6 protein-coding genes are annotated in these 6,843 nt (G+C 45.7%); 5 read left to right on the top strand and 1 reads right to left on the bottom strand.

Annotation, left to right across the window (positions count from 1 at the left end; all coding sequences use genetic code 11):
• The 5 genes from ACN0R1_RS20885 to ACN0R1_RS20865 all read left to right on the top strand — a co-directional run.
• Nucleotides 1-457: SPASM domain-containing protein (locus ACN0R1_RS20885; protein WP_417586090.1), on the top strand; the 457-nt coding region annotated here is incomplete at its 5' end.
• A gap of 76 nt (nt 458-533) precedes the next feature.
• Complete coding sequence (locus tag ACN0R1_RS20880) at nt 534-2,315, top strand: prolyl oligopeptidase family serine peptidase (protein ID WP_417586089.1); 1,782 nt, start codon at nt 534-536, stop codon at nt 2,313-2,315.
• A 346-nt stretch (nt 2,316-2,661) separates the two neighbouring features.
• A complete protein-coding gene (locus tag ACN0R1_RS20875) occupies nt 2,662-3,465 on the top strand; it encodes an HNH endonuclease (RefSeq protein WP_417586088.1) in 804 nt (267 codons plus the stop codon).
• 123 nt (nt 3,466-3,588) lie between these two features.
• Nucleotides 3,589-5,229 carry an RNA-directed DNA polymerase gene (locus tag ACN0R1_RS20870; protein WP_417586087.1) on the top strand — a complete coding sequence of 547 codons (1,641 nt, stop codon included), beginning with the start codon at nt 3,589-3,591 and terminating at the stop codon, nt 5,227-5,229.
• 25 nt (nt 5,230-5,254) lie between these two features.
• Nucleotides 5,255-5,974 (top strand): hypothetical protein, encoded by a 720-nt coding sequence (locus ACN0R1_RS20865; protein WP_417586086.1) that lies wholly within the window; start codon nt 5,255-5,257, stop codon nt 5,972-5,974.
• A gap of 59 nt (nt 5,975-6,033) precedes the next feature.
• Here the strand turns inward: ACN0R1_RS20865 and ACN0R1_RS20860 are convergent.
• Nucleotides 6,034-6,843, bottom strand: an 810-nt coding sequence (locus ACN0R1_RS20860; RefSeq protein ID WP_417586085.1) for an IS110 family transposase, incomplete at its 5' end; no start/stop codon positions are given.

The raw sequence follows: 6,843 nt of genomic DNA, 5'->3' as shown, positions 1-6,843 counted from the left end.
TAACCCGATCAAGCTGATCTTCGTCACACCCGATTACTACGAAGAGCGGCCGAAGAAGTGCATGAACGGCTGGGGCGAGATCTTCCTCACCGTGACGCCGGATGGCACCGCCTTGCCGTGCCACAGTGCCCGCATGCTGCCGATCGAATTTCCCAATGTGAAGGATCACAGCCTGCAGCATATCTGGCACGAGTCGTTCGGGTTTAACCACTTCCGTGGCAATGACTGGATGCAGGAACCCTGTCGTTCCTGTGACGAAAAGGAAAACGACTTGGGTGGCTGTCGCTGCCAGGCCTATATGCTGGCTGGTGACATGAACGCCGCTGACCCGGTGTGCAGCAAGTCACCGCATCACCAGAAGATCCTTGACGCCCGTGCGGCGGCTGAGCACACTCCTGCAGATGCGCCCATTACCTTCCGAAACGACCGTAACTCACGTGTATTCGCCCGCGGCTGAACCCGCGCTCAGCGCCCAAGAGGCCATTGCCGCCATTCATGACTACTCCTCACTCAGGTTTTACCGAGGAGACGTCATGGGTGTCAGCTTTGACTCAAACAGCGGTCTTAATCGACTCTGTCGCTTTCACTCCGGTAAGGCGATTAGCCTGCTACCCGACAAATTCAGTGTGCGCAGTCGTGTCCATGAATATGGTGGTGGCGCCTGGTGCCTGGCAGGCGACATTGCCTGCTTCGTCAATAATGAAGATCAGGCCATCTGGCTCAAGTCGCTCACGACGTACGATGATCCCCAATTACTCACCCACGAGCCCAAAACACGTTTTGCCGATCTGCAGCCGGATGCCCGACGAGGCAGGTTGCTAGCCATCAGTGAAACGCAATATGCGGAATGGGGCGAGGCCGTCAATCGACTGGTTTCGGTGCATTTGGCAACTGGACAGGTTACGACGCTGGTAGAAGGAGCTGACTTCTACAGTTCGCCAGCTCTTAGTCCAGATGGAGGGCAGCTCGCATGGATTGAATGGGATCACCCCCAGCAACCTTGGCGCTGTACGCGGTTAATGTTGGCTCAACTAAATGCAGCAGGCCAGATCACTGAATGCACGATGATCTCCGACAAGCAAGATGCAGCCTGGGCTCAACCGCGCTTTTCACCCTCTGGTCGATTGCATGTGGTGGTAGACCGTGACAACTGGTGGTGCATAGAAGTACTGACAACAGAGGGCTTCGTCCCCTTAGCTGGAGAAGCACCTTCGCATACCGAATTTACCACCGCACCTTGGCAGCTGGGCTTAAGCACCTATGGCTGGAATCATGAAGGTGAATTGCTGGCGCTGGGGCAGTCAGAAGGGTATTCACGGTTATGGAAGCACAATGGCAATGACTGGGAGCCTGTAGAATTGGGAATGATGCCCGCTCGCCTGCATGCGCTTGCCAGCAACGGTCAATACTTTGCTTGTGTGGCCGAGTTCAGTGACCGCCAGCCCGCTATCCTGCGACTGGATACCGAGTTGACCGCAGATGATCCAGACCAGACGCTGGTGTTATCCGGTGGTGATGCGCCAGACTTTCAAGTGAGTCTTCCCCTGAGTCTCAGCACTGGCGTACAAAAACAGCAGGTACCTTATTTTCTTTACCGACCTGCTGGTGTTCCGTCCAATCAAGCCTTACCTCTGGTTATCTGGACCCATGGTGGCCCAACGGCAACCACTGCGCCCATTCTCAAGCCGGCAATCCAGTACTGGACCCAACGAGGGTTCATGATTGCAGACGTCAACTATCGTGGCAGCACGGGCTATGGCCGCAACTATCGGATGCAGCTTGAACAGCAGTGGGGCATCAGTGATGTGCAGGATGTTGAAGCCGTCGCTCGCTCGCTTATCAAGCAGGGCTTGGCCGATCCCAAAGCCGTGTTTATCCGTGGTAACAGCGCAGGTGGTTACACAACGCTGAGTGCACTGTGTCACTCCAACCTGTTCCAGGGCGGCGCCAGTCTCTATGGTGTGAGTGACCCTGCTCGTTTGAATGAGCTGACACACAAGTTTGAATCCCGCTACCTGCACTGGTTAATAGCCGATCCTGACGTTCATCCTGAACGTTACCAGCAGCGTTCACCACTGAATTATGCAGAGCGTATTCAAGTCCCCGTTATCTTCTTCCAGGGAGAACAGGACAAAGTAGTACTGCCCGAGCAAACAGCTTCTATGGTTGAGCGATTGCGTGCCAAAGGCCTGAATGTTGAAACCCATTATTTCCCCGATGAAGGACACGGCTTTCGTCAACCACAGAACCAGGCTGAAGTACTTGAGGCCGAGCTGGCATTTTACCTTCGGTTGATCAATCGAACCTTGTCTTGACCGGTTGCAAACCTCAATAGGGCAGGGCATTCTGAGACCAATGCCAGCGGGATGTCGGCAGCCTCAAGCATAGGGAACTCGGCTGATGCACCAGCAACATACTTCTTTCGCAGAGCTCTTGCGGCTCGACTCTATTGATTGCATGGCTAATACCTTTTTTCACTGGTTTGGTGCTGTATTTTACCTTTTTACGTTGAGTCGCGATTTGGTTGCTTTTTGAAGATCAATTAAATTAAGGGGTTATTGTTGTGATGCTGACTATTTGCAAAATTAAAAGGTATACCCGCTAATAATTATTATGAGGTCGCAGACCTCATTAACAGACTGTTAGCTGTAAAAGGAACATATGAGCACATTTTTACTTACATGGAAGGCGGATGAATGGGGTTACGAAAACCTCCAAAAGCGTCTTGAGGCACATGCTGCAGGGGAAGTAATTCAGCGTTGGAGTTGCGGCCGAACAAAGAAGATTCCGGTAGGTTCAAGAGTATTTCTCACGAAGCAAGGCAAAGGATACAAAGGAATATTCGGTTCTGGCTACGTCACGAGAGCGCCGTTCGAAGAACCTCATTTCAACGAGGGAAAAAGAAAAGCCGGTAAAAAATCGCTGTATGTGATGGTGAATTTTGATCGGCTCTATGATCCAGCATCACAAATAAAAATTGATCGCTCCGAGTTAGAGGCATTTCATCCAAAGGTTTGGGATTCGCAAGGCTCAGGCAAAACGATTCCAGAAGAGGCTGCTTCAAATCTGGAAGTTTTATGGTTGGAAAGAACGGGAGGTGCGGAAATAACTTATGCCGACGAATTGCCCGAAGGTAGCTCACTTAAAGAAGGTGCTTCTAAAACAGTTTCAGTTAACGCCTATGAGCGTAACCCTGAAGCCAGGGAGCGCTGCATCAAGAAATGGGGGATGAATTGTTCTGTCTGCAATTTCCACTTCGAGCTTTTCTATGGGCAAATTGGCAAAGGATATATACACGTTCATCACTTGAAGCCGCTGTCTGAGATTCGGGAAGAATACGAAATAAATCCAGAAGAAGATTTACGCCCTGTTTGTCCCAACTGCCACTCGATGCTTCATCGGAATAAGCATGTCCTATCAATTGAAGAGCTTCAAAAATTGGTGCGTTCTTATGGCAGTCGATAGCACAGCTAACAAAGCCGTAAACGCGGACGCATTTTTCGTTCGCTTTGCTCACTACAAATGCGTCGGTTACGGCTGGCGTTAGTTTCTCAACATTATCGTTTACACGCATTATTTGGATGTATTATGCAAGAACTCACATTAGAGCATTTTATTAGAGCCGCAGAGGATATTGGTTCTCATGGCGATAATGATATGCTGCCATTTGACATAGATAATAGATTTATATCAGACAAAAAGAATCAGCTCGCGAAAGTGGCATTTAAATTTTTTAGCAGCCTTGAGAAAGGCGGGTCAAAAAATGCTAAAGACAAATTAAACTCACTGAATATTTTTACAGAGCGACTTTTATCTCCAACTGGTGTAAGTGGGTTTAGAATATCTACAAAAATTCACCCATTTTGGAATGTTTATTTAAACGGCCTAGCTATCTCGATAGCGGAAGAAAATGAAAAACATAGAAGTGATTTCGCTCACTCATATAGGTTTATAAATGAAGGCGAAAGTATATTCGATCGTGATAAATCATGGAGAGCATATAAAGAAGCTACAATTAATAATCCATCATTAAAAAATCCTGATGCGTATGTTGTACAAACTGATATATCAAGTTTCTATGAACACATCTATCACCATAGAATTGAGAATTGCATAGCAGATTTGTTTGAATCAAATTCCACTGTAGCTACTCAAATCGACAGGTTATTAAACAAGATTGCATCAGGGAGGTCATTTGGTCTTCCTGTTGGAGGACAGTGTTCTCGTGTTTTAGCTGAACTATTAATGACTTCTATTGATCAGCTTTTAACTCAGTCAGGTGTCATTTGGCATAGATATGTAGATGATTATACATTGATTGCTGAGAGCCAAGCAGAAGCTTATAGGTCACTATCTATACTTTCAAATGCCCTTGCAGATTACGGACTTTCTCTCAATAGGTCTAAGACTACGATATTAAAATCACAACATTACGAAAACTTTGTTCATGCGCAATTATTCTCTAATGATGATAGTGCAAGTAAACTCAAAGAAATTGACTTACATTTTGATCCGTATTCAGATAATCCCCATGAAGACTATGAAAATTTAATTGAAACAGTCAATCAACTAGACGTTCAGAACCTTCTAAGCCTTGAAGTTCATAAAAGTCAGCCAGATGCTTTTTTGATAACGCAGATTAGTAGAACGCTCAAATTGCATGACCCCAATGTGGCTTTAAATCTATGTCAAACGTTGCTTTCGCCTTCAAACTTGAATTCATTTAGAGGTTCATGGTCTACAATAATCCGTGGTATTGGCTCTTTAAGAAGTGATGAAAAATACAGACATATATTCGATCAAATTGATAGGCTAATTGATGATATCATTACTACTTCAGTGCACCTTCTACTCCCTGAAGCAAACAGTCTACATTTTCTTAGAATATTGAGACATACAAAAACAGATATAAGGTCTAGGTATGTTTACAAGACAGTCTTTGATAAAACCAACTCAAGCACACTTAGACGGGCATGCATTGATTGTATGAGACATTGGAAAGACCGTCCCTCATTTATACAAATTCGGAATCAATGGCCAAACCTGAGTCCAGAAGTTCAAAGAATGTTCTGGCTTGCCTCTTTTCAATTTGGTGATGATGGTTCACATTTTCGAAACCAAGTAGAAAACTCTATTAGCCATTTATGGAAACTTGGTTTTGAGAAGCAGAATGATGCATCGTTCGAATCTCTATATACAGCATGGGTAGGAAAAAATGCGGTTCCATAGATTACCAGTTAAAGACCCAAGGACTGTGGCTAGAGATATTCCTGGCATCTGCGATCTTCTTTTTCCACAACTATTGCCGTCAATTATTACTTACCTCAACAGGCAAGCGAAAAGTATTTCTGCTTGCGAGCCAGTTTCTTCTATCTTAATAAATAAAACATCAACCAATGCTGCAATGCTATTCGAAGTTGCTTATGCTAGAACTGAGCAGGCTATGAATGGAGAAATTAATGAAAATTGGGAGTCATGTTTAAACATTGCTCTAAAAAGACAGTCAAAATATTTTGATGCAAAGTTACCAGATGAACTAACAGAAAATGACCTTAATGTAGCAAGAAAAACATCACTGAATCTAGTTACAGCTCTTCGTCATTTTGAGTTAAAAAGTGGCTACTCGATAATAGTATCCCCAGATATACCTGGCTTTCAATGGATTTCAAAAGGTAGTGGAGATTTTGCAGTAGGTAACAATCTAATAGAAGTAAAATGTACAAGTAAAAACTTTGGCTCTGCAGATTATAGGCAGTTACTTATCTACTGGTTACTAAGTTTCGCAGGTTCACTTGAAGGTAAGTGCTCGGAATGGAAGACTGGTACCCTGCTTAACCCAAGACTAAATAAATATATTGAAATTGAGTTCAACGAGCTAATTTCAGTCTCAGCCGTTGGTCGTTCAAAGCTTGAAATACTTGAACTTTTTGAGTCAATTGTATCTGACTATAGTAGCAAACTCAGTATTTGGTAATACCAATGCCCAATTTAGTAACGAAAACTAACAAGTGACTGTGGTGTCTAGTTTAATATTTACGCAATATTTTCGCCCCATCGTGTCTCATTCTTGAGCATGGTATTTAGCACCACAATGAGCTTGCGCATGCAGGCAATAATAGCCACTTTTGGCAGCTTACCCTGAGCCTTCAGGTGTTCATAAAAGCGCTTGAAGACCGGGTTACATTGAATGGATGACAGCATCGCCATGAACATGACCGTACGGATACGGTGACGGCCTCCGCGGATACGCCGTTTGCCATTCCAGGTGCCGCTTTCACGGTTCATGGGTGCGACACCTACGAGTGCGGCGATCTCTTTACGGTTGAGGTTACCGAGCTCTGGAAGCTCGCTGAGCAAGGTGTACGCGAGGACTTTACCGACACCTGGCACGCTGGTCAGGATTTCGGTTTTGGTCCGCCAATGCTTGACCTGCATAACGGCTTCATCGATCTGTTTGGTGATAGTCTTTATCTGAGTTCCCAGCGAGCGTAGCAATGTTTTGATAGAGCGGTGCAGGGCTTTGGGCAAGATCTGGAGGCGGTTTTTCTCCATGGTCTGCATTTCAAGTAGCTGGCTACGGCGAATAAGTAAGTCCTTGATCAGGCGGGACTGTTTGTCGGGGATGGGTTTTATCTCCGGCTGAATGGTTGCGGCAAAACGGGCGATGACACTGGCATCGATCTTATCCGTTTTAGCCAGTACACCGATGGCCTGGGCGTAGCGCCTGATACTGACAGGATTGACCACGACAATGGACAAGTTGGCCTGGTCACAAGCAAACACGAACGCATGTTCATAGCGCCCTGTAGCTTCCGTGACAATGCGTGTGACATTTTGGGATTT

The organism is Nitrincola sp. (assembly GCF_048264025.1).
Lineage (GTDB): Bacteria > Pseudomonadota > Gammaproteobacteria > Pseudomonadales > Balneatricaceae > Nitrincola.
This window is presented reverse-complemented; position numbering and strand designations above follow the sequence as displayed.